Below are 21,716 nucleotides of genomic sequence, written 5' to 3' on the forward strand. Positions count from 1 at the left end.
TCAGTGATCGTCCGTCTCGAACTCCTCCTGTGGCCCGATCGAGACGGCCTCCTCGACGAGCGCACGGTGGGCGCGACGAAGCCGTTCTGAGAGCGCCTGGTGAGAGATCCCGAGGTCGTCCGACAGCGACTCCATGTCGACTTCGCGCGGGATGGCGTAGTAACCGCCCTCGAGTGCCTTCACGAGCGTCTCGTGCTGGGTATCGGTCAGTCCGTACCGCCCGCCTCGCTGCTCGTCCAGTTCGTGAATTTTTTGGATCGAGAGCGAGAGCCCCTGGTCGGTCGCGAACTCGTACGTGCGTGAGAGCGCCTCACGCTCGGGAAAGAGGATCCGAAGCCGCCACTGTCGTCTTTCACCGGAGGCGTCGAGGATCGTCGCCATCTCTTCGGTGAGGACGTGGACGATCACGGAGACGTCCGCGACCCACTGCATCCGGTAGAGTCGCTCGTCATCGAGGTCGGTGAGCAACTCGGCGTTCTCGACGCTCTGATCCTCCGCGAGCGCGTCGTCGAGGGCAGTCAACGCCGACTCCGATCCCGAAAACCAGACGTAAGGCATCACCTGATCCGGTTCGTAGGCAACGACGCGTTCGACCTCGACCTCGACGTCGGGGGCCGCCTCGAGCGTCCGTCGAAGGGCGAACCCCTCGGCCGGAAGTGTGAGTTCGGCGATGGTACTCATGGGTACGCTCACTACGTCCGCCCACAAAGAACGTGGGCCGCCGTATTCCGCCGTGGTTTCGCGACTGGACGAGACTGTCAGTCGAACCGGCAGTCGTCCCGGTGTGACGTGACAGCCGTCGTGTCTTCGACCACCGCTCTCGGTTTATCACCGTCGCCGGCGGCCGCTCGATTCGACCGTTGTGCTGGCCAGCATATCTGTCGACAGTAACTGAATTCGGTTATCGAGGTCCGGATTTTCCCACGTGCTTAATTAGTTTCGGCTTCAACGTTCTCCCATGCTCACGGACGACTTCGGACGTGAGGTGACCGGGGTTCGGGTCTCGCTCACTGATCGCTGTAATTTCGATTGCGTCTACTGTCACAACGAGGGGCTCGGGGACACGAGGGGACCGATGGATCCTCAGGACGACGAGATGAGGACCGACGACGTCGTTCGCTTTCTCGAGGTCGCCGAAGAGTTCGACGTCGAGGCGGTGAAGTTCACCGGCGGCGAGCCGATGCTTCGCCAGGACCTGGAGGAGATCATCGAACGGACGCCGAACTCGATGGAGGTCTCACTGACCACGAACGGGACCTTTCTCCCCGGCCGTGCGGAGGCGCTCGTCGAGGCCGGCTTAGAGCGGGTGAACGTCTCCCAGGACGCCCTCGGCGCGGAGGCGTTCGCCGAGATCACGAAAAGCGGCGCGTACGACCGGGTGCTCGAGGGCGTCGACGCGGCGCTCGAGGCGGGGCTCGACCCGGTCAAACTCAACATGGTGGTCTTCGAGCACACGGCGGGGTACGTCCCCGAGATGGTTGAGCACGTCGCGGAGAACGATGGCCTCCAGCTGCAGCTTATCGAGTACATGCCCGAGCTGACGGGCAAGCCGGAGTGGGCGATCGACATCCAGCGCGTCCACGACTGGCTCGCCGAGCAGGCCGACGAGATCGAACACCGAGAGATGCACGACCGCAAGCGCTACTGGGTCGACGGGGGGATGGTCGAGATCGTCGATCCCGTCGAGAATCCGACATTCTGTGCGAACTGCCACCGCGTCCGGGTGACCCACCAGGGCTACCTCAAAGGCTGTCTGAACCGAAACGACGACCTCCGCCCGATGGGCGAGATGACCAGACCCGAGATCCGCGAGGCGTTCCGCGAGGTCGTCGCGAACCGCGTCCCCTACTACGGCGAGTACATGATCAGAAACGGCGACGGCGAGTGGGAGTTCAACGAGGAGTACATCGGCGTCTAGGGTTGTCGTCCAACGAGCGGCTGCTGCTGACTGCTGGGTGCTACAGCGACTATCGCATATCAGTGATCCATTCGTCTTTAGCTAAGACTGCTGGTTATACTCCGTGGCAGAATTATGCTTAATGGTATTAGTCGAACGAATCTAGCGGCTGAACCGCTGATGCGGCTGAGAGTCAACAGTACAGATAATGCAGAGACTGCTTTTTCGCCCCGCAGCGGTCGTATACTGACGAAACCCACCTCCAAAACGGTGTTATTCGGTATTACTCTGAGTATTAGCTAAAGACGGATGATCAGTGATCACAGCAAAACGGTGGTTACGATCTCGAAGAAGACGAGCAGCCCGACCCAGGTGGTGAACGTAACGAGCACGAGAGAGAGGAGGATACGGCCGATGTCCCGTGCGTTGTCCAGCGTCGGTGAGTCCGCTCTACCGGGGAACGTCAGTTTCGACATCACAACACCGACGCCAACACGCTCGCCCTTGAACTTCAGTCAGACGCCCGGATGACGTCGACCCCGTCTCTCGAGGGAAAGGGGTAGTCGTCGGCGCGAAACCCGCTCGTTACGATACCACTGATCGAAGAACGACGACGTTGCCCACACCGCGCCGCCTTCGCTCGAGTACTCCTTTCATCTCCAACCGATCGAGCGTCCGACTCACGGTTGCTTTCGACAGATCAGTTTGATCGACGATTTTTCGCTGCTCGAGTTGTCCATCGTGCTCGAGAACGAGTTGATATATTGTTCGCTCGTTTTCGGAGAACGAATCGGGAGCTATCCGTGGTGTACTGGTGCCAGACTCATCAGCTGAACGATCCGTGGGCGCAGCAGCTACAGCACTGGAGACGTGGTCCTCTCGCGTTTCGGAACCGTCGATAGCTTTGGAGGGGGACGTCTCGGAGAGATACAGATACATTCCGCTCGCGCCGATGCTAATTGCAGCCGAGATAATAATCGCCATGTTCGCGTACGAATGCACCACGACGGAGTCGATAGAGTTGACCTGTAACGTCGTCCCCTCTACTGAAACGATAACCGGTACTGGATTGAGTAGTTGATACGTGAGCAACATGGCAGAAGTCAGCAAGAGTACTGCTGCCAGCAAGTCGCCGGAGCGAAAGTTCAGCACGGACATATATTCGGATGGGAAGTGGCAGCACATATAGTTATATTTTCGTCGTTCGAAACTCGTTTCCAACCGTTTCGAAACAGCGAAACGCGGTTCTGTAACTATTGACAATAAAGTAATAAAATCTGTTTCACAGAACGATTCGCTGCGGTCGTCGAGATCTGTCTGAAGATCATCGACCGCAGAGATAGCTATGAATGGTAAACCAGTGGCCCTTGCGCTCGTCGTGTTACTCGCGTTAACCGGCGTCGCAATGGCAGCATACGAAAGTCCAGAGATGGATACGACGATCGAATCGGCAGACGCGGACGAGTATGACGTGAGCCTCACGACTGCAAACGAGCAGGACGTCGACACCGAGACGCCCGCATCGGCTGCAGAGTACGACGTGAGCGTCACTGCTGTGAACGAATATGACGTCGACACCGAGACGCCCGCATCGGCTGCAGAGTACGACGTGAGCGTCACGGCTGCAAACGAGCAGGACGTCGATACCGAGACGCCCGAATCGGCTGCAGAGTACGACATGTCGCTTGATATCGACGATGATGCGACTGTCGCTGCGACCAGGACAGTTTGAGGCCGAGTAACGGACTCAACCAATCCACGTCGGTTCACCACAACCGAACTCTTTTTAATGCAACTACACTCAGATTTGAATGAGTGTGGGAGAATCATCGAATCGACTGGCCGAATCGAAGCTGTTGCTGATACTGATACTGATCGGGATCGGTGTGTCGATAGCCGTACTGTTGAACGCGCCCACCGATCCACAGATCGCTGAGGCGTCAAACCAGACAGCAACCGATTACAACGTTTCTCTCGTCGAGACCGAAACCCAGGTCGAAGCAAACCGATCTGAAAGGGGGGTTGCTAGTGCCGTGACGCATCGAGTACAGAGTCGAATCGACCAGATCGACCGAATTCGACCCGGTTCAGCTTGACACAGGACCAGGAGACGCCGGCCACCTGCTCGTCGAGTCAGCCGACCGCGAGATTCTCGCTGACCCGGTCGTGAGCGACGCGAGCCGCGGCGATTCTCTCGCCGCCGCAGCGGAACCCGACGGCGAAGTCGACGTTATCGGTTGTGCGTCGCCTCCTCGAGCACCAGCGTGTCGTCCTCGAGGTAGTGTTCGAAGTGGTGGGCGTCCTCCTCGAGGTCGACGAGGATCTCGCGCAGGATCTGGGAGGTGGCGTGATCGCCGAGGTTCGTGGCGAGTTCGATGCTGTCGCGCATCGACTCGATCATTTCGCCGTACATTTCGAGGTCGTTCTCGAGCATCGTGCGGACGTCGTAGACGTCTTCACCTTCGAACTCGACGGTCGCCCGCCGTTCGAGGTTCGTCGGTCCCGAGACGGGGACGCCGCCGATCGCCTGGGCGCGTTCGGCGATGAGGTCCGCACCCTCCTCGACGTGCTCGTAGGCCTCCTCGGTGAAGAGGTGCAGATCGCGAAACTCCGCACCTTCGACGACCCAGTGGTGCTTTTTCAGCTGGTGGTACAGGACGTACGCGTTCGCGAGCTCTGTGTTCAGCGCGTCGACGATCTGCTCGGCCTTTTCTCGCTCGAGTCGGAGGCTGTTCTCCTCGACGGTGCCTGCCTGCTGGCGGACGGTCTTCTGGGTACTCATCACGTCTGTCCGTACACGATCTACTCCCTTAAACGTTACCCGGCATAGAACATTTTTTGCCGAACCAAAAATTGTTTTTTCAGTATTAAGAAGTACTTCCGCTGGGTGACGTATTCGCTCGGTAACTCGTCGGCTCGGCGAACACTGACTTAGCTGGAACTGTTACTTCATTCGTGAGTAAATTTCTTCAGTAGGGCTGCCCTACGGAACGCTATGGCAACGAGAATCGCACACCGGAGAGAGCGACTGTACGTCGACGGCGAGTGGCTCGAGACCGAGGGAACGCTTTCGGTCACCGATCTGGCCGACGGAGCCACGTTCGCGGAGGTCGCGGCCGCCACGCCGATGGATGCCCGACGGGCGCTCGCCGCCGCCCACCGAATCAAGTCGGAGCTGCGCCAGACGACGGTCGTCGAACGGGCACGGTGGTGTGAACGAATCGCCGACGGGCTCGAAGAACGCGAGGAAGAGCTCGCCGAGGTGATCGTCCGCGAGGCCGGGAAGCCGATCTCCTCGGCGCGCGGTGAGGTCGGTGCAGCCGCCGAGCGCTTTCGACGAGGGGCCGAGGAGGCACGGACCGTCGTCAGCAACGGCGAGTTCCGCGAGGGATCGACCGACGGACACGAGGGGTGGAACGCGATCGTCAAACACGAGCCAATCGGAACGGTACTCTGTATCACGCCCTACAACTATCCGCTTGCGACCACCGCCCTGCAGGTCGCACCCGCCCTCGCCGCTGGCAACAGCGTCGTCCTCAAGCCCGCGAGCAAGACACCCATCTCGGCAGCGATCCTCACCGACGTCGTTTCGGGGGTTGAGGGGATGCCCGACGGCACGTTCAACTTCGTTCCGGGTTCGGCGAGCGAGATCGGCGACGTCTTAGCCGGTGACGACCGGGTGAACTGCATCGCCATGACCGGCTCCTCGGGCGCGGGCAAACACGTCGCCCGGGAGAGCGGGATGGTGAACCTCCACATGGAACTCGGTGGCAACGCCCCTGCGATCGTCTTCGAGGACGCCGACCTCGAGGCCGTCGCCGGCGCCTGTGCGAAAGGGTCGTTCAAGTACGCCGGGCAGCGCTGTTCGGCCGTCTCCCGCGTACTCGCCCAGGAGTCGGTCCACGACGAGGTCGTCGACCGACTCGAGTCGGCCATGGACGCCTGGCAGGCCGGCGATCTCTTCGACGAGGGGACTGCCTTCGGCCCGCTCATCGACGAGTCCCAGGCCGACTACGTCGCGGCACTCGTCGAGGACGCCGTGGAGAAGGGCGCCGACCTCGTCCGCGGCGGTGAACGCCGCGCTCCCGAGGGTGTCCCGGACGAACTCGCCTCCCAGTTCTTCGAGCCGACCCTGCTCGCGAACGTCCCCCACGACGCCCGACTGATCGACGAGGAGCAGTTCGGACCCGTTGCCGTCGTCACGGCGTTCGAAGACCGCGAGCAGGCCCTCGAGCTCGCCAACGGCTCCGACCTCGCGCTCGACGCGGCCGTCTTCACGAGCGACTACGACCGCGCGCTCGAGGTTGCCGACCGGGTCGACGCTGGCGCGGTCCGGATCAACGGCGCCCCCTCCCACGGGTTGGGAGACATTCCCTTCGGCGGCAACAAAGACTCCGGCATCGGTCGCGAGGGAATCGACGCCTCGATCCACGCGATGATGCGCCAGAAGAGTATCGTGCTCTGACGGCGAACGGATTCACGACGCCGACTCGAGCCCCCGGATCGCGGTGTCCGGCCGTCGATCGGGCGACGGGAAAGCGTTTTCTACCGGTCGGTCCCTAGAACCACTGCGTGCCTCAAGTCCCCGGCCGAGCCGACCCACACGGGTGCGATGACAGCACGGCGAACCCGGGCGCGCGACACACTGGGATAGTCCCCACCCGGCACGAGGGTTAGCCAGCCGACGCGGCACGCCGCCACGGGATGAGGCTGGACGTTAGTGTTCCGGGTGATACTCTTCAAAGCCGTTGAGCACTGCGAGCGACGGCGTTCAAACGCCCGAACCCGGACCACATCCCGGACGCTGCCGACTCCAAACCGTATTTACCACCGGAGCCGAAACGGGGAAACGATGGAACGCGGGTCGCCGGAATCGTTCACGCGGATGGGTACGCTGGGTATCGAAGAGGAGTTTTTCGTCGTCGACGAGCACGGCCGCCCCACGAGCGGATCTGACGAACTCGTCTACGAACACGACCCGCCCGAGATCCTCGACGGTCGCCTCGATCACGAGCTGTTCAAGTTCGTCATCGAGACCCAGACGCCGCTGATCGAAGCCCTGGACGAGGCACACGGAACGATGCTCGAGGTTCGCGAAGCGCTGGTCGAACACGCCGCGACCCACGGCTTTCAGGTCGCGGCCGCGGGTCTCCACCCGCTCGCGACGTGGCGCGAACTCGAGCACGCCGAAAAGCCCCGCTACCGCTCCCAGCTCGACCGCATCCAGTACCCTCAGCACCGCAACACCACCGCCGGCGTGCACGTCCACGTGGGCGTCGACGACGCCGACAAGGCGGTCTGGATCGCGAACGAGTTGCGGTGGTACGTACCGATCATGCTCGCACTGTCGGCGAACTCACCGTACTGGAACGGCTACGACACCGGCCTCGAGTCCGCCCGCGCAAAGATCTTCGAGGGGCTGCCGAACACCGGAATGCCGACGCACTTCGAGGATTACGAGGCGTTCGACGAGTACGAGCGTCTGATGCTCGAGACCGACGCGATCGGCGACCGCGGCGAACTCTGGTTCGACGTCCGCCCGCACACGGGCCACGGGACGGTCGAGATCCGCACGCCCGACGGCCAGGCCGACGCCGACGTCGTGATGGCGTTCGTCGAGTACTCCCACGCGCTCGTCGAGAGCCTCGCCGAGGAGTACGCGGACGGAACGCCCGGCTACCGACACCGTCGCGAACTGCTCGACGAGAACAAGTGGCGGGCGATCCGCTACGGACACGACGCCGACTTCATCGATCGTGACCTCGAGGGCACCGTCGACCTCGGCGAAGTCGTCGATCGCGAGTGTGAGCGACTGGGGATCGACGGCATCAAGGCGGTATACGAGCGCGAGAGCGGTTCGAGCCGACAGCGCCGGCTTCTCGAGGAAGCGGGTGTCGACGCGCTGTGTGAGTCGCTGCTCATAGAGACGGCCTGATTAGTCGTTTCTACGCGTCGCTCGTCGGGATCGCCGTCCCCGTTCGGTTCGAACTGTGGGGTACCATCGTCTCACGAGAATTCAGCACCGAGAATGGTAACCCGGCTCGGCATCGTCACTGCACTGTTCGACGAACGTACCAGACGGTTTATTCAGTCGTGGGTGGACGTCCCACCCATGAACACGAACGTCGGTGGACTCGATCGGACAGCACGGCTCGTCGTCGGCATCCTGCTCGCCGTCGTCGGAATCGCGGCTCTCGTCGAGGTCCTCGAATTCGGGGCCGTCGTCGGGGCGATCGCGCTGGTCGTCGGCCTCGTCCTGGTGGCAACCGGGGCGTTCCAGTCGTGTCCGATGTACCAGCTCCTCGGCGTCGACACCTGCAAACGGAAGTGAGGGCCGTCGTGAGGTGACGACTGACTCGAGACGGAACGATTCGGGTCGAGCTGTCCGACGACGTGACGGCACTCGACCCCGGGTATAGATCGACACACGTTTTTCCTCTGCACGAAACCCTCGAGCATGGCGATGGACGCGTTCGACTGGGTGGCCGTCCTCGGATTCGGTGGGGTGATCGTGCTGACGACGATGGTCGATCCGGAGCCGATTCTCCTGTCGGCGCTGCTCGGCGGGTTCGTCCTCTCGCTCGCGGTGTGGCGGTTCTATCAGGGACTCGTGTGGGAGGCCCTCGGCTGGCTCGTATGGGTCGGTGCCGCCGTGATCGTCGGGCTCGGGATCGAAGGCGAGACGCTCTTGCAGGTGCTGTTCACGTCGTCGATCTTCCTCGGGCTGTTGTTGCTTCTCGGGGGTCGACTCGGCTTGCTGCCGAACGTCTGGGCTGCGGACTGACGGAGCACGCGGGGTCTCACGCGCCGCCGAGCCACTCCGCGAACGGCCCCGTCAGGAAGTCGACGTAATCGAGTACACCGAGGCCGAGTGCGACGAGCAGCACGAGGATCACGGGAACGCGGACGAGCCAGATCCAGAGCTCACCGAGCGATCCCAGGTTGCCGATACCCAGGCTCAGTTCGTCCCGTGCGAGTTCTGGAATCACCCAGCCGACGAAGATGGCGAGCAACAGCCCGCCGAGCACGAGCAGGATCTGGTCGGCGAACAGGTCGAGGAGGTCGAGGAAGATCAGGTCGACCGTGACGGGAAGCCCCAGCAGGAACATCGCACCGCCGATTCCGGCCGTCGCGGTCACCCGGCTGACTCCCTTCTCGTCGATCAGGTAGGAGACGACGACCTCCATGATGCTGATCGCACTCGAGAGCGCGGCGATGGCGACGGTGCCGAAGAAGATCGCGCCGATCAGCCAGCCGAACGTGAGTTCGCCGAACGCGGCCGCGAGGCTGACGAAGATCGCGCCCGCGCCGGGATCGGCGGGGTCGACACCGGCCGTAAAGAGGATCGGGAAGACGATCAGCCCGACGACGAACGCGATGCCAGTGTCGAAGCCGATGATGATCGCGCCGTCCTCGGCGAGATTACGGTCCTCGGCGAGGTAGGAGGCGTAGGTGATCATCACGCCCATGCCGAGCGAGAGGGTGAAAAACGCCTGCCCGGCCGCGGCCGGGACGATACTCTGCCAGTCAGCGGCGAGGACGCCGAAATCCGGCGACAGATAGTACGCGTACGCCTCACCTGCCCCCTCGAGCGTGAACGCGTAGCCAGCCAGGAGGAGCACGATGACGATGATCGCTGGCACCATCACCTTCACCGCGAGTTCGATCCCGCGCTGGATGCCGAAGGCGACGATGACGATCACGACGGCCATGAACAGCGCGTGCAGGAGGGCGATCTCGAGGCCGACGACGAGCGAGCCGAACTGCTCGGCCGAGCCCTCGGCGTCGGCGATGTAGCCGTCCTGTAGCCCGAGCAGGAAGTACCGGACCGTCCAGCCGGCGACGACGCTGTAGTAGGAAAGGATGACGAAGCCGGTGACGATGAAGATCCAGCCGATGTATCGGGCGGGCCCGGTCGCGAGTTGCTGGAGCGCCCCAACCGGGTTCCGTTCGGTGTACCGCCCGACGACGAACTCGACGAGCATCGCCGGAAATCCGATGGCGGCGATGAATAGCAGGTAGATCAGCAGGAAGGCAGCGCCGCCTTCCTGTCCGACCTGGAACGGAAAGCGCCAGACGTTCCCGAGCCCGACGGCGCTTCCCACCGCCGCGAGGATGAACCCGGTGCGCGTGGCCCAGGTCTCTCGCGGAATCTCGAGGGAACTCATCGACAGGTCGGCCGAGAGATGCGTCAAAAAAACCCGAGTACGGTTTCAGGTGTCAACGTGGCCCTTCGACGAGCGGCGGTGAGAGTGGCGCACGCGGAGAGAACGAGCGAAAGTAACCAGGCGGTGACCGGTCAGAAACGCTCTCCTATCCAGACAGGTGCGAGAGCCAGACCGTCTCATAACGATGGTTGTAGTCTCTTACCGGTGATCGCCGTCCCGGTGGGGCGATCACCGGTAACCAGTTACAACCGTCATTATCAGTCGTCGGCTGGGGCGGTCTCGGTCGCGGTCTCGGCGCGCTCGAGCTCCTCGAGGTAGGCGTCGGCATCGATGGCGGCTTTACAGCCCATGCCCGCCGCCGTCACGGCCTGCTGGTAGTGGTAGTCGACGACGTCGCCGGCGCCGAAGATGCCGGGGGCGTCGGTTTCGGTCTGGCCGCCGTCGGTGCCACCTTTGGTTTTCAGGTAGCCTTCGTCGTCCATCTGCACGCCGGTGTCCTCGAGGTAGTCGGTGTTGGGGGTGTGGCCGATGGCGAGGAAGACGGCACCGACGTCGAAGTCGAACCGCTCGGTTTCGGACTCGTCGAGCCGGTCAGTCGGGTGGCCGTTCTCGTTGTGGACGAGCGTGACGTGGTCGACGCCGTCTTCGGGAGAGCCGTGGACCTCGAGCAGTTCGGTGTTTTTCATGATCTCGAGCTCGCCGGCCTCGACTTTCTCCTCGACGCGGTCGATCCAGTACTGTTCGGCGCGGAACTCCTCGCGGCGGTGGGCGAGGTAGACGGTGTCGGCGAACTTCGTCAAAAAGTGGGCCTCTTCCATCGCGGCGTCGCCGCCGCCGACGACCAGCATGTCCTCGTCGCGGAAGAACGCCCCGTCACAGGTCGCACACGTCGAGAGCCCGTAGCCCATCAGCTCGTCCTCGCCGGGCACGCCGAGGGTGCGCGCGCTCGCGCCGGAGGCGGCGATGATCGCGTCGGCCGTGTAGACGTCGCCGTTCGTCAACTCGACGCGGAACGGCCGTTCTGAGGCGTCGACCGACTCGAGGACGCCGTGGTCGATCTCGGCGCCGAAGCGCTCGGCCTGGGCTTTCATCTCGTTCACCAGCTCGGGCCCGCTGATCCCCTCCGGGAATCCGGGGTAGTTCGCCACGTCGGTCGTCAACGTCAGCTGGCCGCCCGGCTCGTCGCCCTCCAGCACGAGCGGCTCGTTGTTCGCCCGGCCGGCGTAAATCGCCGCCGTGAGGCCGGCGATTCCCGTGCCCGCGATGAGCAGTTTCCGGTGCTCGACGACGTCTCCGTTGGACTCGGTCGCCTCGTCGGTCATGACACCCACTAGCCGATAGAAACGTATAATCGGTCCGCTTTGCGTCGTGTCGGTCGCCCGAGCGCTCCTACCAGGTGCCGTGGAACGTGTCGAACGAGAGGTTCTCGAGCGGTTCGTCGCCGACGGCGATCCGGTACTCGCCGGGGGTGAGCATCGGCTTGTGGAATCGAGGGCCGTCGTCGGTCGTGATCCGCGGACAGCCGGTGTTGACGAACGCGTCCATGTCGAAGTTTCGCAGGCGGTCGGGAGTGACCTCGTCCATCGTGATGAGGTAGGCGTCGTCGTTGTCCTCGAGGATCTCCTGGGCTTCGTCCCACCGGCCCTGGCCGATCTTGGTACAGAAGATGACGCCCCATTTCTCGGCGTCCATCGCGCGGTGGACGGCGCCGTAGCGCTGTTTCAGGAACTTCTCCGTGTCGGCGACGGTGACGACGTTGTTGACGGGGTCGGCGATGACGACGTGCTTGTCGGGGTGTTCCATCGCCAGCCCGAGCGGGTGGAACTTGCCGCCGCCGACGTACAGCACCTGGTCGGCGGGGACGTCCGCGCTCGCGTAGTTGCAGCCGAGCACCTGTCCCTCGTGGGTGAGTCGTTCGTCGCCCCGGCGAGTCATGACCTCGTAGCCCCGCTCTTCGAGGAAGTCACACATCTCCTCGAAACGGTTCATGTGCTGGGCGGTCGTCACGAGGCCGATTTCGGGTGTCTCCTCCGGCGACTCGAGCGTCTCGAGCGCTTCTTCCATGATCGGCGTCACCTCGACGTTCGAGAACAGCGGAACGTAGATGATCTTCTCCGACTCCTTCATCGGGGAGTGGCCGAAGTGGACGAAGACGTCCGTCCGGCGCATCAGGTACGTGTCGAGGTCGCAGGCGCCGTAACACGGCTGGCCCGAGAGCAGAAACGTCACGTCGTCGCCGACGAGTTCACGCAGGTCGTCCGCGACCTGCGGTCCGCGGCGTTTCAGTCCCTCGGGGAACTGCAGCCCGACCGTCGTCGCGTCGCGTTCCTCGATGGCGTCGACGATTCGCTCGAGTTCGTAGTCCCACTCGCGGTCGTGTTTCAACCGCATTCCCGTGTTTCGGAGGTCGCCGTCGCTGTACTCCGACTCCTGGCTCATTGGCTTCCCTTGCGGTCACGGACGTAAAACGGCCCCGCTTTCCACCCTGGCGAAGCCTGCCACTCGAATCGCGCGTTTAGCGCACCCCCTCGGATTCGCGGAGCCGCTCGCCACGGACGCCGGTGAGCACGTGCGCCAGAACCCGGCGCTCGCCGCGTCGAAGGATCCCGCTCGCCGTCGATTTGTCGATCCCGAGGTCGTCGGCGAGCTCCTCGAGCGTGCACTCGCGGGGGACCTCGAAGTAGCCCTCCCGGAGCGCCGCCTCGAGCACCTCCCGCTGCCTGTCGGTGAGCAGGTCGGCCGTCTCGTCGGTTTCGACGAGCGACTGGAGTTCGTACGGGCGAGGGACTTGCTCGAGCGCGGCTCGCAGCCGGTCGAACTGCGCACGCGTGCCGGTGAAGTCCAGTTCGTACCAGCCGTCTTCGACGACGATGGGGAACTCCGGCGGAAGCGAGGACGCTTCGACGAACGCGTACAGCCGCGTATCGGTCGTCTCGTACTTCGCGAGCGAGCGGTCGTCCGCCAGTTCGAGGCGCTGGTAGGCGATGACCGACGGGTGAGCCGCGATTCGCTCCGAGATCTCCCGTGGCTCTTCGGCGACGACCTCGCCCAGTTCGACCGCCGACTCGCCGGTTCGAACGCCGGTCAACAGACGGAACGTCGCGTCGGGAAACGCTCGAGAGACGTCCGCCATCCAGACGTCCTCGGGCAACTGGATCCGTAACGATGCCGTAATCATCCTGTCGGCCACTTCACGGCTGGGTACCAACAGTTTGGGGTTTCTGCCGGTCGGCATCGCTGACGAGCGCCGGCTGCCAGCGCACCAACCCAACATGTGGGGGAAATCTATTCCTCCACGGCGGCCCGACGAATAATCGTATGTTTGATACGTTCGAAGCTGCGCCCGATCGTCGGGAGGGGGCTGACTGGTGATCGAGTCGACTGTCGACTCGCTGGTCGCCGACCTCGTCCTGGGTGTCCACGTCGTCGCAGGCGTCGTGGCACTCGGCGCGGGAATCGGCGCGATCGTCACGAGAAAAGGCGGCAGACGGCACAACGTCGCCGGGCTCGCGTACGTGCTGACGATGGTCGTCGTCGTCGTGACGGCGGCCCCGCTCGCGATCTGGACCGCGAACTGGTTCCTGCTGGCGATCACCGTCTTCAGCGGTTACCTGGTCTTCGGCGGGTACCGGGCCATCGGGCGACGACGCGCCGGGCTGACGGCGCCGACGGCCCTCGACTACACCGGTCACGGGTCGATGGTCGTCGTCGGCGGGGTGATGGTGGGCGTGGGTGGCTGGCAGACGGTAACTGCGTCGCCCGGGCTGGCCCCGGCGCTGGCCGCGTTCGGCGGCATCGGCGCCGGCTTCGCCGTGGCGCAGCTGTTGCAGTTCCGCCGGCCACCTGCCGATCGGCCCCCGTGGATCCGTTGGCATATCGGGTTCATGGGTGGCGCGTACATCGCCACCGTGACCGCCGCGATCACGGTCAATCTCACGATGGTGCCGCCGCTGCTTCGCTGGCTGGGACCGACGGTCGTCGGCGTTCCGCTCATCGGCTACGCGCTCCGGGTTCACGCCCCTCGATTCGCCCCGGCACGGTGAAGGTCCGGGGGTCGTGAACGGCGTTCGGACGCTGTTCTCACTGGCCGTGTGTCGGTTCGCGACTCGGACGCGAGAAGACTCCTCGGGTCAATCGCGTGGGCTCGAGCACGCGCCAGGCGATACCGGGGTGCAGCAGCGAACTGGGGGGCCGTTCCATCAGCAGGACGCGGAAGAAGGCGTCGGCCAGCACGCCGTCGGCGTGGGCCCTGCGGAGCAGCCGGGACAGGTATCGGTTCATCACGTCGGTCCCTCGCGGTTTCGGCCCGGTGGTCTGGGGGAACTGGTGGTCGGAGCCGACGGCCATGGCCCACGCGGCGTCGATCGTCTCCGCGGCCCGCTCGAAGAACCGCAGTGCGAGGTCGTCGCGGCCGCCGGCCGCCAGCGCGCGCCGGAGGAGCACGGCCTCGAACGCGGCGACCGACATGCCCTGGGCGTAGATCGGGTTGAAGCTCGCGATCGCGTCGCCGACGACGACCAGGCCCTCGGGAAATCGCTCGAGGTCCTCGTAGCGGTACCGCCTGTTGGCCGGAAACCGGTAGTGAGAGACCTCTTCGGAAACCCGCGGTTGCTCGCGGAGGAGGCGGTGCAACTCCGGCGTCGGGAGCCCCGCGGCGAACTCCTCGAGGGCCGCCGGATCGGTCGGCGGGTGGTCCCCGTGCAGCCCGAACAGCGTCACGACCCACCGGTCGTCCTCGACGGTGTGGACCGCGCCGCCGCGAGTCCGTGGTGGCGTGGGCGTCACGACGAACGCACGACGGTCGTCTGCGGGACGCTCGAGGAGAACCGTGCTGTAGGCCAGGTCGACGGACACCTCGTCGACGGCGGGCGGCGCGTAGCCGTGTCGGTCCAGCCAGGCCGGCGTCCGGCTGGTCCGACCGGTGGCGTCGACGACCAGTTCGGCGGGAAGCTCTTCGGTCCCCGAATTCCCGTCCGTCACCGCGACGCCTTCGACGGTCGTCGCGCGCTCGTCGACGAGGTAGTCTCGCCACCGACAGCCCGGCCGCAGGCGGACCGCCTCGAGGTCGGCGACCCGACGGCGAATCGCCTGCTCGTACAGCGGCCGGGTCGCACAGTACAGTGGGATCCGTCGCGGCCCCTCGGCGAGGAAGTCCCCCTCGGCGTAGAAGTTGACGTCGCGAGCGGCGTCGATCACCAGCCCGCCGTTCGAGAGCAGTTCCGCGCCGTATCCGGGGAAGAGGTCCTCGAGCGTCGCTCGTCCGCCTTCCAGCAGGATGTGGATGTGCTCGGCTTGCGGAACGCCGCGGCGAGCGATCGGCTCGTCCGGCAGCGGGTCCCGGTCGACGACCGTGACGCGGTCGAACTCGTCCGCGAGGACCCGCGCCGCGAGCAGGCCGGCCATCCCGGCCCCGATCACCACCGCGTGCCCGCCCTGTTCGGCGCCTCGAGTGCCGTCGTATCGTGGAACGGTCGAGAGGGTCATCGACGCTACGTTCGTGGCTTCGGCCGCACGTTCTGGTTCATCCGGAAGCGGTTCTCGGGATCGTACGCCGTCTTCAGTTCGACGAGTCGGTCGTAGTTCCCGCGGTAGGCGGCGCGCTCCTCGCCCGTCCGCTCGCTGACGAAGTTCACGTACGTTCCGTCGGTCGAGTGCTCGGCCAGGGCGGCGTGGGCTTCCCGCGCCCACTCGATGCACTCCTCGTCCTGTTCCGGATCGGTCCAGCGCGCGACCGCGTTCACGACGAACTCGGTGTCGCGGTGGGGGTAAGCGGTCGCGTCCGCCGGGACGCGGGTAGTGGCACCCCCCAGGTGAGCCATGGCGAACTTCGACTCCGGAGTCGGTCGATCCAGGGCGTACTCGAGGCAGGCGTCGATCGTCTCGTCGGAGAAGGCGGCGAAGTTCAGCGATTTCCAGTAGTTCCGGGCGCCCGGCGCGTACGCCGGGTCGAAGAACTGCTGCCACGCCGCGTACGAGCGCGGCTCCACGTTGTCCGCGATGGGATCGTCGAACGACCGCAGGGGTTCGAGCAACGCCGTCCCGTCCTCGGGATCACCGACGTAGACGGGGACGACTGCGACGACCGCGCTCCCGTGGTACGCCTCGGGAACGAACGGGAACGGTGGCGCCGTCAGGACGACCACCCAGACGGTGAGTTCGTCGGGGATATCGGCCACGAAATCCCGCCAGTGGCGGACCACCTCGGGGGCGTCCTCGGCCGGGTAGAGGATCAACCCGGCCAGGATCTCCGGCCCGACCTCGTGGAGGTCGAACTCGAAGGCGGTGACGACGCCGAAGTTGCCACCGCCGCCCCGGACCCCCCAGAACAGGTCGGGGTTGTCGTCCTCGCTGGCGTGCACCAGTTCGCCGTCGGCCGTGACGAGGTCCACCGAGCGGAGGTTGTCGATCGTCAGCCCGTATTTGCGCGAGAGCCAGCCGAAGCCGCCGCCGAGGGTGAGCCCGGCGATGCCGGTCTCCGAGTTGAAGCCGGCGGGCGTCGCGAGCCCGAACGCCTGCGTCTCGTGGTCGAGGTCGGCCATCGTCGCCCCGGGGCCGACGCGGGCAGTTCGTTCGCCCGGATCGACCCGCACCGACGACAGCGGGGAGAGGTCGATCGTGAGACCGTCGTCGCAGACGGCGTTGCCGGCGACGTTGTGGCCACCGCCCTTGACAGCGAGCGGGAGGTCGTGCTCTCCGGCGAACGCGACCGCGGTCATCACGTCGGCCGCGCCGGTGGGACAAACGATGACGGCCGGTCGCCGATCGATCATCGCGTTCCAGATCGTCCGGGCCTCGTCGTACCCATCGTCACCGGGTCGGAGCGTTTCACCGTGGATCTGCCGGGCGAGCGTTTCGTACGCCGGTTCGTCGAGTGGGGAGTCGAGGGTCATCTGTCACGCCTCCCGTGACGTACGAAACGGCGGGATAGATAGCTACCTGCTGACACTCTGGCAGCCCCTGCTGTTCGTGCAGTCGCTGCAGAGAGACACCAGCCACTCGCGAGGAGGCCACGTCGTGAGCCCGACGCATCGAGCGAAGACCATTCCACACCAATCCGTGGCCGGTGAGTACAAGGGCTACCGGGAGGAACTTCCGCACGTGCAGCTCGAGTGTATCTTCTTCGGTCCGTTTCGCGAGGACGTCGGCGAGGAGCGCGTGGTCTGGGAGCCCGACGGGGAGACGGTAGGCGATCTGCTCTGCGAACTCGAGGCGGCGTATCCGGTCCTCGAAGACCGACTCGTCGACGGGGCCGGTCTGGCCGGCCAGACGGTCGTCACGAAGAACAAGAAGGATATTCGTCATCTCGACGGCCTCGAGACCGTCCTCGAGGACGGCGACGTCTTCCGGCTGGTGCCGTCGGTGTACGGCGGAGCGGTGTGCGGTACCGACACGCCGACGTGACGGGGTCGCCGGGTCCCGCGGCTCGAGGGCCGTGGTATTCGAGAAGCGAGTCGAACCGGCCGGCTCAGACGAGGAGCTGGACGTCGGCGTCGGCCATGTGCTGGAGGGCGGTGGCGGCGCCGACGCCGGTGGTGACGCCGTCGTAGAACTCGGCTTCGTCGTAGCCCATCAGCTCGATGGTCATCTGGCAGGCCTGGAGGTCGACGCCGGACTCGAGTGAGAGCTCGATGAGCTCTTCGATGGTGGCGGTCCCGTTGTCGTCGATCTTCTTCGCCATCATCTTCGTCGCCATCGCGTCCATGCCGGGCAGCGCCGCGAGCGCGTTGGGCATCGGCATGCTGGGGTTGCCGACAGCCGAGAGCTTGAGCTTCTTCGACTTCTCCTCGTGGAGGATGTCGAGCCCCCAGAAGGTGTGGAAGACGACGACGTCCCAGCCGAATGCGGCGGCGGTACTCGCCAGAATCAGCGGCGGGTAGGCCATGTCGAGGCTGCCCTTGGTGGCGATGATCGTCATCTGCTTCTGGTCGTCGCCCTCGGCCGCCTCGAGGTCGGTCAGGCGCTCCTCGAGTGCCTCGAGCTGCGCCTGGAGTTCGGCTGGATCGTCCGCTGGCGTTGGCGTGTCCGTACTCATCTCAGTCGGTCTTCTCGACGTAGTGTTTGTAGACGTCGTCGCCCTCATCCTGTTCGAGGAGGGAAACGCCGTCGGTGCCGTCGGCCCAGCCCTGAATGTCGCTCATGCTGCCCGAGTCGGTCGAGACCACCTCGAGCACCTCGCCGGCCTCGAGGTCGTCGATCGCCTGCTTGGTCTTCACGATGGGCATTGGGCAGGACAGTCCTTTCACGTCGAGCGTCTCCGTAACGGTGAATTCTGTGCTCATGGTCTAGTTCTCTGTATTGGAGCTACCACACAATATTGGTTGCAGGGTTATAAGAATATCGATTCTTGTACAACCTCCGAACAGCCACCTTCGACGAGGAATGTTCGATACTGCCAAACCCAACGCTTCACACGCGGAATGGGCTCAATTAGGCTGTTTTTCCGCCACACGCTGTATTGTGCTATTTGGGAAATACTATGCAAACTCTTATGTGGGAGCGGCCGGTAGGGAGGGATGTACAACATGGACGACATGGACTTTCCAACGCCGGACGTTCCGGTCGAATCGATCGTCCCCGAGGAGCTGAAGGGGCGAATCGACGCGGGTGAAGCGGTAACGATCCTCGACGCCCGGATGGCGTCTGACTACGAGGAGTGGCACATCGACGGCGAGAACGCCGAGTCGATCAACGTTCCCTACTTCGAGTTCCTCGAGGAGGATGTCGACGAGTCGGTGCTCGAGCCGATTCCCGAGGATCGCGAGATCGTCGTGCTCTGTGCGAAAGGTGGCTCGAGCGAGCACGTTGCGGCCGTCCTCATCGACAACGGCTACGACGCCGTCCACCTCGAGGACGGGATGAACGGCTGGGCGCGCATCTACGAGGCCGTCGAGGTCAGCCGCTACGACGGCCCTGGCACGGTGGTGCAGTACCAGCGTCCCTCGAGTGGCTGCCTGGGATACCTCGTCTACGACGGTGACGAAGCCGCCGTAATCGACCCACTTCGGGCGTTTACCGACCGCTATCTCGAAGACGCCGAGGAACTCGGCGTCGAACTGACGTACGCACTCGACACGCACATGCACGCCGACCACGTTTCTGGTGTGCGCGCGCTCGTCGAGGAGGGCGTCGAGGGCGTCATCCCCCAGAAGTCCGCCGACCGCGGCGCGACCTACGTCGACGAGGTGACGCTCGCCGAGGACGGCGACGAGTTCCAGGTCGGTGAGGTCACCGTCGAGGCCGTCTACACGCCCGGCCACACCACCGACATGACGTCGTACCTGATCGGTGACAGCGTGCTCGCGACGGGTGACGGGCTGTTCACCGAGAGCGTCGCCCGACCAGACTTAGAGGAGGGTGACGACGGCGCCCCCGAAGCCGCGAGCATGCTCTACGAATCTCTGCAAGAGCGCGTGCTGACGCTCCCCGACGAGACCCTGATCGGTGGTGCCCACTTCAGCGACGCCGCCGAACCCGCCGAGGACGGCACCTACACCGCGCCGATCGGCCAGCTCGAAGCCGAAATGGACGCCCTCTCGATGGACGAAGACGCGTTCGTCGAGCTGGTCCTCTCTGATATGCCCCCGCGCCCGGCCAACTACGAGACGATCATCCCCACCAACCTCGGCCAGAACGACGTCGAGGACGACGACGAGGCGTTCGAACTCGAGCTCGGTCCGAACAACTGCGCCGCCAGCCAGGACGCGCTGACGGGTGACTGAACCGAGTGATCCGTTAAGGAATGTTCGCTGAACTCATTCCCCTGTCGCTGGCTGACCAGCTGTTCCCCCACGGGATCGAGCGCTACGCCGTCGGCGGACTACTCGTCGGCCTCGGCGCGGTCGTCATCTACCTCGGGACGGGCATCCACGCCGGCGCGAGCACCTTCCTCGAGTCGACGCTGTCGTACGTCTCGGACCAGTCACGGTTCCAGCAGTACCGCGCCTCCCGGGACTGGCGCGTCGTGTTCACGATCGGGATCATCCTGGGGGCGGCCGTCTACGCCGTCCTCTGGCAGGGTGAGGCCTGGACGACCGACGTCCAGCCCTGGCGGCTGCTGGTCGGCGGGCTCTTCGTCGGCATCGGCACCCGCATCGGCAAGGGCTGTACCTCCGGGCACGGCGTCTGTGGCGTCGGTTCGGCCTCGAAGACGTCGATCGCCGGTGTGATGACGTTCCTGCTGGTCGCGATCGTGACCGCCCAGCTCGTCCAGGCGGTGGGGGTGACGCCATGAGCGGTCGCCATCCCCTGTTCATGCCGCTGATCTTCGTCGGCGGGCTGATCTTCGGCTTCGGGCTTGGCTTCAGCCACATGGCCCGTCCCGAGGTGGTGCTGGATTTCCTCCAGTTCACCGACTTCGGGCTGCTGTTCGTCATGTTCGGCGCGGCGATCGTCACCGGGATCGCCTTCACGGTGATGCCCATGGTCACCGATCGCGCGCCGCTGACCGGACGGACCTACGGCCGCCGGCTGAAGTCGTTCGACCGTAACGTCCTGATCGGCGGCGCGGTCTTCGGCGTCGGCTGGGGCCTCTCCGGAATCTGTCCCGGCGCGGCCTACGCCAGCCTCGGCATCGGCAACGTCACCATCCTCTGGGCGATCGCCGGTATGTTCGCCGGCGCCTATCTCCAGGGTGTCTGGCGGAGCCGGGCCGCGGCGTCCGAATCCGCACCGGCACGCGCCGACTGACCCACGACTTCGAACGTCGCTCGAGGCTGCATCATTTTCGTACACGACCGATGGAACTGCTCGGAGTGCCGGTCTCGTTCAGCGAGATCGTCGGTAGCGGGCTGGCCGTCGGTGCGTCAGGTGGTCCCACCACCAGAGTTTCTCGTCTAGATGAACGCCAGCGGCACCATCACGAGGACACCCAGGACGATTCCGACCACCAGTTCGGGCTTGCCACCGCTCGGCAGCCGTTCGCCGATCTCGAGCGCCTCTGGAACGAACTCCGTGAGCACGAGGTAGATCATCGCCCCGGCGGCGAAGCCGAAGCCGTAGGGGAGGAGTTCACGGGCGATCCGAACGAACGCGAACGCGATTACGGCTCCGATCGGCTGGGGGAGACTCGAGAAGACCGCCCACCAGACCATCCTCCACTTCGAGACGCCCATTGCCTTCAGCGGGATCGAGATCGCCGTCCCCTCGGGAACGTTGTGGATCGAGATCGCGACGGTCATGAAGATCGCCAACAGGGGGACGGTAACGCCCAGGAACGCCACTCCGTCCTCGAGGCCGAGGTCGGCAAAGGAGACGCCGACGGCGATACCTTCGGGGAAGCTGTGGACCGTCAGGATGCCGAGGATGAGCACGAGTTTCTTGAAGTCGGCCTCCTCGTACTCGCGCGGGTCGATGTCGGCGTCCATCAGGACGTCACGGGCGACGACGACGAGCAAGACGCCGACGGCCATCCCCACGAGCAGTTGCAGTGGCGTCCCCTCCGCGAGTCCTTCGTCGATGAGGCCGAACACCGACGCCGAAACCATGATTCCCGAGGAGAGTCCCCAGAGGACGACGTTACCCCGGTCGCTGATCTCGTCGAAGAAGAAAAACGGCAGCGCGCCGAGTCCGGTCGCCAGCGCCGTGATGAACCCCGCGACGAACACCAGCGCGAGGCTCTCCACGAACTCCATCTATGGGTCTTGCATCGAACA

Annotated in this window: 24 protein-coding genes and 1 pseudogene; 12 read left to right on the plus strand and 13 right to left on the minus strand. The window is 64.6% G+C overall.

Going from position 1 to position 21,716, the window contains the following annotated elements; all coding sequences use genetic code 11:
* Entirely contained in the window at positions 1–681 is a 681-nt protein-coding gene (locus tag NMQ09_RS12360; RefSeq protein ID WP_255190885.1) for a helix-turn-helix domain-containing protein, read from the minus strand.
* 277 nt (positions 682–958) lie between these two features.
* Here NMQ09_RS12360 and moaA point away from each other — a divergent pair, with 277 nt between their 5' ends.
* Complete coding sequence (gene moaA / locus NMQ09_RS12365; protein WP_255190886.1) at positions 959–1,918, plus strand: GTP 3',8-cyclase MoaA; 960 nt, start codon at positions 959–961, stop codon at positions 1,916–1,918.
* 299 nt (positions 1,919–2,217) lie between these two features.
* On the opposite strand, the gene NMQ09_RS12370 is transcribed toward moaA, so the two are convergent.
* Both NMQ09_RS12370 and NMQ09_RS12375 read right to left on the minus strand, forming a co-directional pair.
* On the minus strand, positions 2,218–2,373 hold the full coding sequence (locus NMQ09_RS12370) for a hypothetical protein (protein ID WP_255190887.1): 156 nt from the start codon (positions 2,371–2,373) through the stop codon (positions 2,218–2,220).
* Positions 2,374–2,482: 109 nt separating this feature from the next.
* Positions 2,483–3,055 (minus strand): helix-turn-helix transcriptional regulator, encoded by a 573-nt coding sequence (locus NMQ09_RS12375; protein ID WP_255190888.1) that lies wholly within the window; start codon positions 3,053–3,055, stop codon positions 2,483–2,485.
* A 247-nt stretch (positions 3,056–3,302) separates the two neighbouring features.
* Between NMQ09_RS12375 and NMQ09_RS12380 the strand changes: the two genes are divergently transcribed.
* Together NMQ09_RS12380 and NMQ09_RS12385 are read left to right on the plus strand one after the other, a co-directional pair.
* Positions 3,303–3,629 (plus strand): hypothetical protein, encoded by a 327-nt coding sequence (locus tag NMQ09_RS12380; RefSeq protein ID WP_255190889.1) that lies wholly within the window; start codon positions 3,303–3,305, stop codon positions 3,627–3,629.
* Between the two features lie 79 nt (positions 3,630–3,708).
* Entirely contained in the window at positions 3,709–3,993 is a 285-nt protein-coding gene (locus NMQ09_RS12385; protein WP_255190890.1) for a hypothetical protein, read from the plus strand.
* 134 nt (positions 3,994–4,127) lie between these two features.
* Here NMQ09_RS12385 and dpsA read toward each other — a convergent pair whose 3' ends face one another.
* The gene (dpsA, locus tag NMQ09_RS12390; RefSeq protein ID WP_255190891.1) at positions 4,128–4,679 is read right to left on the minus strand and encodes a DNA starvation/stationary phase protection protein DpsA; all 552 of its coding nucleotides are present in this window, start codon (positions 4,677–4,679) and stop codon (positions 4,128–4,130) included.
* A 213-nt stretch (positions 4,680–4,892) separates the two neighbouring features.
* Here dpsA and NMQ09_RS12395 point away from each other — a divergent pair, with 213 nt between their 5' ends.
* From NMQ09_RS12395 to NMQ09_RS12410, 4 genes are all read left to right on the plus strand, one after another.
* The gene (locus NMQ09_RS12395; RefSeq protein ID WP_255190892.1) at positions 4,893–6,362 is read left to right on the plus strand and encodes an aldehyde dehydrogenase family protein; all 1,470 of its coding nucleotides are present in this window, start codon (positions 4,893–4,895) and stop codon (positions 6,360–6,362) included.
* A 387-nt stretch (positions 6,363–6,749) separates the two neighbouring features.
* Positions 6,750–7,832, plus strand: a complete 1,083-nt coding sequence (locus tag NMQ09_RS12400; protein WP_255190893.1) for a glutamate--cysteine ligase — start codon at positions 6,750–6,752, stop codon at positions 7,830–7,832.
* Positions 7,833–8,009: 177 nt separating this feature from the next.
* Positions 8,010–8,228 (plus strand): YgaP family membrane protein, encoded by a 219-nt coding sequence (locus NMQ09_RS12405; protein WP_255190894.1) that lies wholly within the window; start codon positions 8,010–8,012, stop codon positions 8,226–8,228.
* Between the two features lie 132 nt (positions 8,229–8,360).
* Positions 8,361–8,681: a hypothetical protein gene (locus NMQ09_RS12410; protein WP_255190895.1), complete on the plus strand. Its 321-nt coding sequence runs from the start codon at positions 8,361–8,363 to the stop codon at positions 8,679–8,681.
* Positions 8,682–8,697: 16 nt separating this feature from the next.
* Here the strand turns inward: NMQ09_RS12410 and NMQ09_RS12415 are convergent, their stop codons facing one another.
* From NMQ09_RS12415 to NMQ09_RS12430, 4 genes and pseudogenes are all read right to left on the minus strand, one after another.
* Positions 8,698–10,065, minus strand: coding sequence for a sodium-dependent transporter (locus NMQ09_RS12415; protein WP_255190896.1), 1,368 nt, complete (start codon positions 10,063–10,065; stop codon positions 8,698–8,700).
* Between the two features lie 257 nt (positions 10,066–10,322).
* Positions 10,323–11,375, minus strand: a pseudogene (locus NMQ09_RS12420) (NAD(P)/FAD-dependent oxidoreductase); the annotation flags it as partial.
* Between the two features lie 79 nt (positions 11,376–11,454).
* On the minus strand, positions 11,455–12,504 hold the full coding sequence (gene dph2, locus NMQ09_RS12425) for a diphthamide biosynthesis enzyme Dph2 (protein WP_255190898.1): 1,050 nt from the start codon (positions 12,502–12,504) through the stop codon (positions 11,455–11,457).
* Positions 12,505–12,580: 76 nt separating this feature from the next.
* On the minus strand, positions 12,581–13,243 hold the full coding sequence (locus NMQ09_RS12430) for a helix-turn-helix domain-containing protein (protein WP_255190899.1): 663 nt from the start codon (positions 13,241–13,243) through the stop codon (positions 12,581–12,583).
* 190 nt (positions 13,244–13,433) lie between these two features.
* Here NMQ09_RS12430 and NMQ09_RS12435 point away from each other — a divergent pair, with 190 nt between their 5' ends.
* The gene (locus tag NMQ09_RS12435; RefSeq protein ID WP_255190900.1) at positions 13,434–14,108 is read left to right on the plus strand and encodes a hypothetical protein; all 675 of its coding nucleotides are present in this window, start codon (positions 13,434–13,436) and stop codon (positions 14,106–14,108) included.
* Positions 14,109–14,145: 37 nt separating this feature from the next.
* Here NMQ09_RS12435 and NMQ09_RS12440 read toward each other — a convergent pair whose 3' ends face one another.
* Positions 14,146–15,549, minus strand: coding sequence for an NAD(P)/FAD-dependent oxidoreductase (locus NMQ09_RS12440; RefSeq protein ID WP_255190901.1), 1,404 nt, complete (start codon positions 15,547–15,549; stop codon positions 14,146–14,148).
* 5 nt (positions 15,550–15,554) lie between these two features.
* Positions 15,555–16,955, minus strand: coding sequence for an FAD-binding oxidoreductase (locus tag NMQ09_RS12445; protein ID WP_255190902.1), 1,401 nt, complete (start codon positions 16,953–16,955; stop codon positions 15,555–15,557).
* Between the two features lie 124 nt (positions 16,956–17,079).
* Between NMQ09_RS12445 and NMQ09_RS12450 the strand changes: the two genes are divergently transcribed.
* Entirely contained in the window at positions 17,080–17,466 is a 387-nt protein-coding gene (locus tag NMQ09_RS12450) for a ubiquitin-like small modifier protein 1 (RefSeq protein ID WP_345781264.1), read from the plus strand.
* 64 nt (positions 17,467–17,530) lie between these two features.
* Here NMQ09_RS12450 and NMQ09_RS12455 read toward each other — a convergent pair whose 3' ends face one another.
* Positions 17,531–18,097: a DsrE/DsrF/DrsH-like family protein gene (locus NMQ09_RS12455; RefSeq protein ID WP_255190903.1), complete on the minus strand. Its 567-nt coding sequence runs from the start codon at positions 18,095–18,097 to the stop codon at positions 17,531–17,533.
* 1 nt (position 18,098) lies between these two features.
* On the minus strand, positions 18,099–18,344 hold the full coding sequence (locus NMQ09_RS12460) for a sulfurtransferase TusA family protein (protein ID WP_255190904.1): 246 nt from the start codon (positions 18,342–18,344) through the stop codon (positions 18,099–18,101).
* Between the two features lie 243 nt (positions 18,345–18,587).
* Here NMQ09_RS12460 and NMQ09_RS12465 point away from each other — a divergent pair, with 243 nt between their 5' ends.
* From NMQ09_RS12465 to NMQ09_RS12475, 3 genes are read left to right on the plus strand one after another with little or no spacing between them, the layout of a single operon-like run.
* Positions 18,588–19,784 carry an MBL fold metallo-hydrolase gene (locus tag NMQ09_RS12465; protein WP_255190905.1) on the plus strand — a complete coding sequence of 399 codons (1,197 nt, stop codon included), beginning with the start codon at positions 18,588–18,590 and terminating at the stop codon, positions 19,782–19,784.
* A gap of 20 nt (positions 19,785–19,804) precedes the next feature.
* A complete protein-coding gene (locus NMQ09_RS12470; RefSeq protein ID WP_255190906.1) occupies positions 19,805–20,296 on the plus strand; it encodes a YeeE/YedE family protein in 492 nt (163 codons plus the stop codon).
* On the plus strand, positions 20,293–20,751 hold the full coding sequence (locus NMQ09_RS12475; RefSeq protein WP_255190907.1) for a YeeE/YedE family protein: 459 nt from the start codon (positions 20,293–20,295) through the stop codon (positions 20,749–20,751). Before NMQ09_RS12470 ends, NMQ09_RS12475 begins: the two co-directional genes overlap by 4 nt.
* 146 nt (positions 20,752–20,897) lie before the next feature.
* On the opposite strand, the gene NMQ09_RS12480 is transcribed toward NMQ09_RS12475, so the two are convergent.
* Entirely contained in the window at positions 20,898–21,695 is a 798-nt protein-coding gene (locus tag NMQ09_RS12480) for a ZIP family metal transporter (protein WP_255190908.1), read from the minus strand.
* Between the last annotated feature and the right edge of the window lie 21 nt (positions 21,696–21,716).

It is taken from the genome of Natronobeatus ordinarius, from assembly GCF_024362485.1.
Classification (GTDB): Archaea; Halobacteriota; Halobacteria; order Halobacteriales; family Natrialbaceae; genus Natronobeatus; species Natronobeatus ordinarius.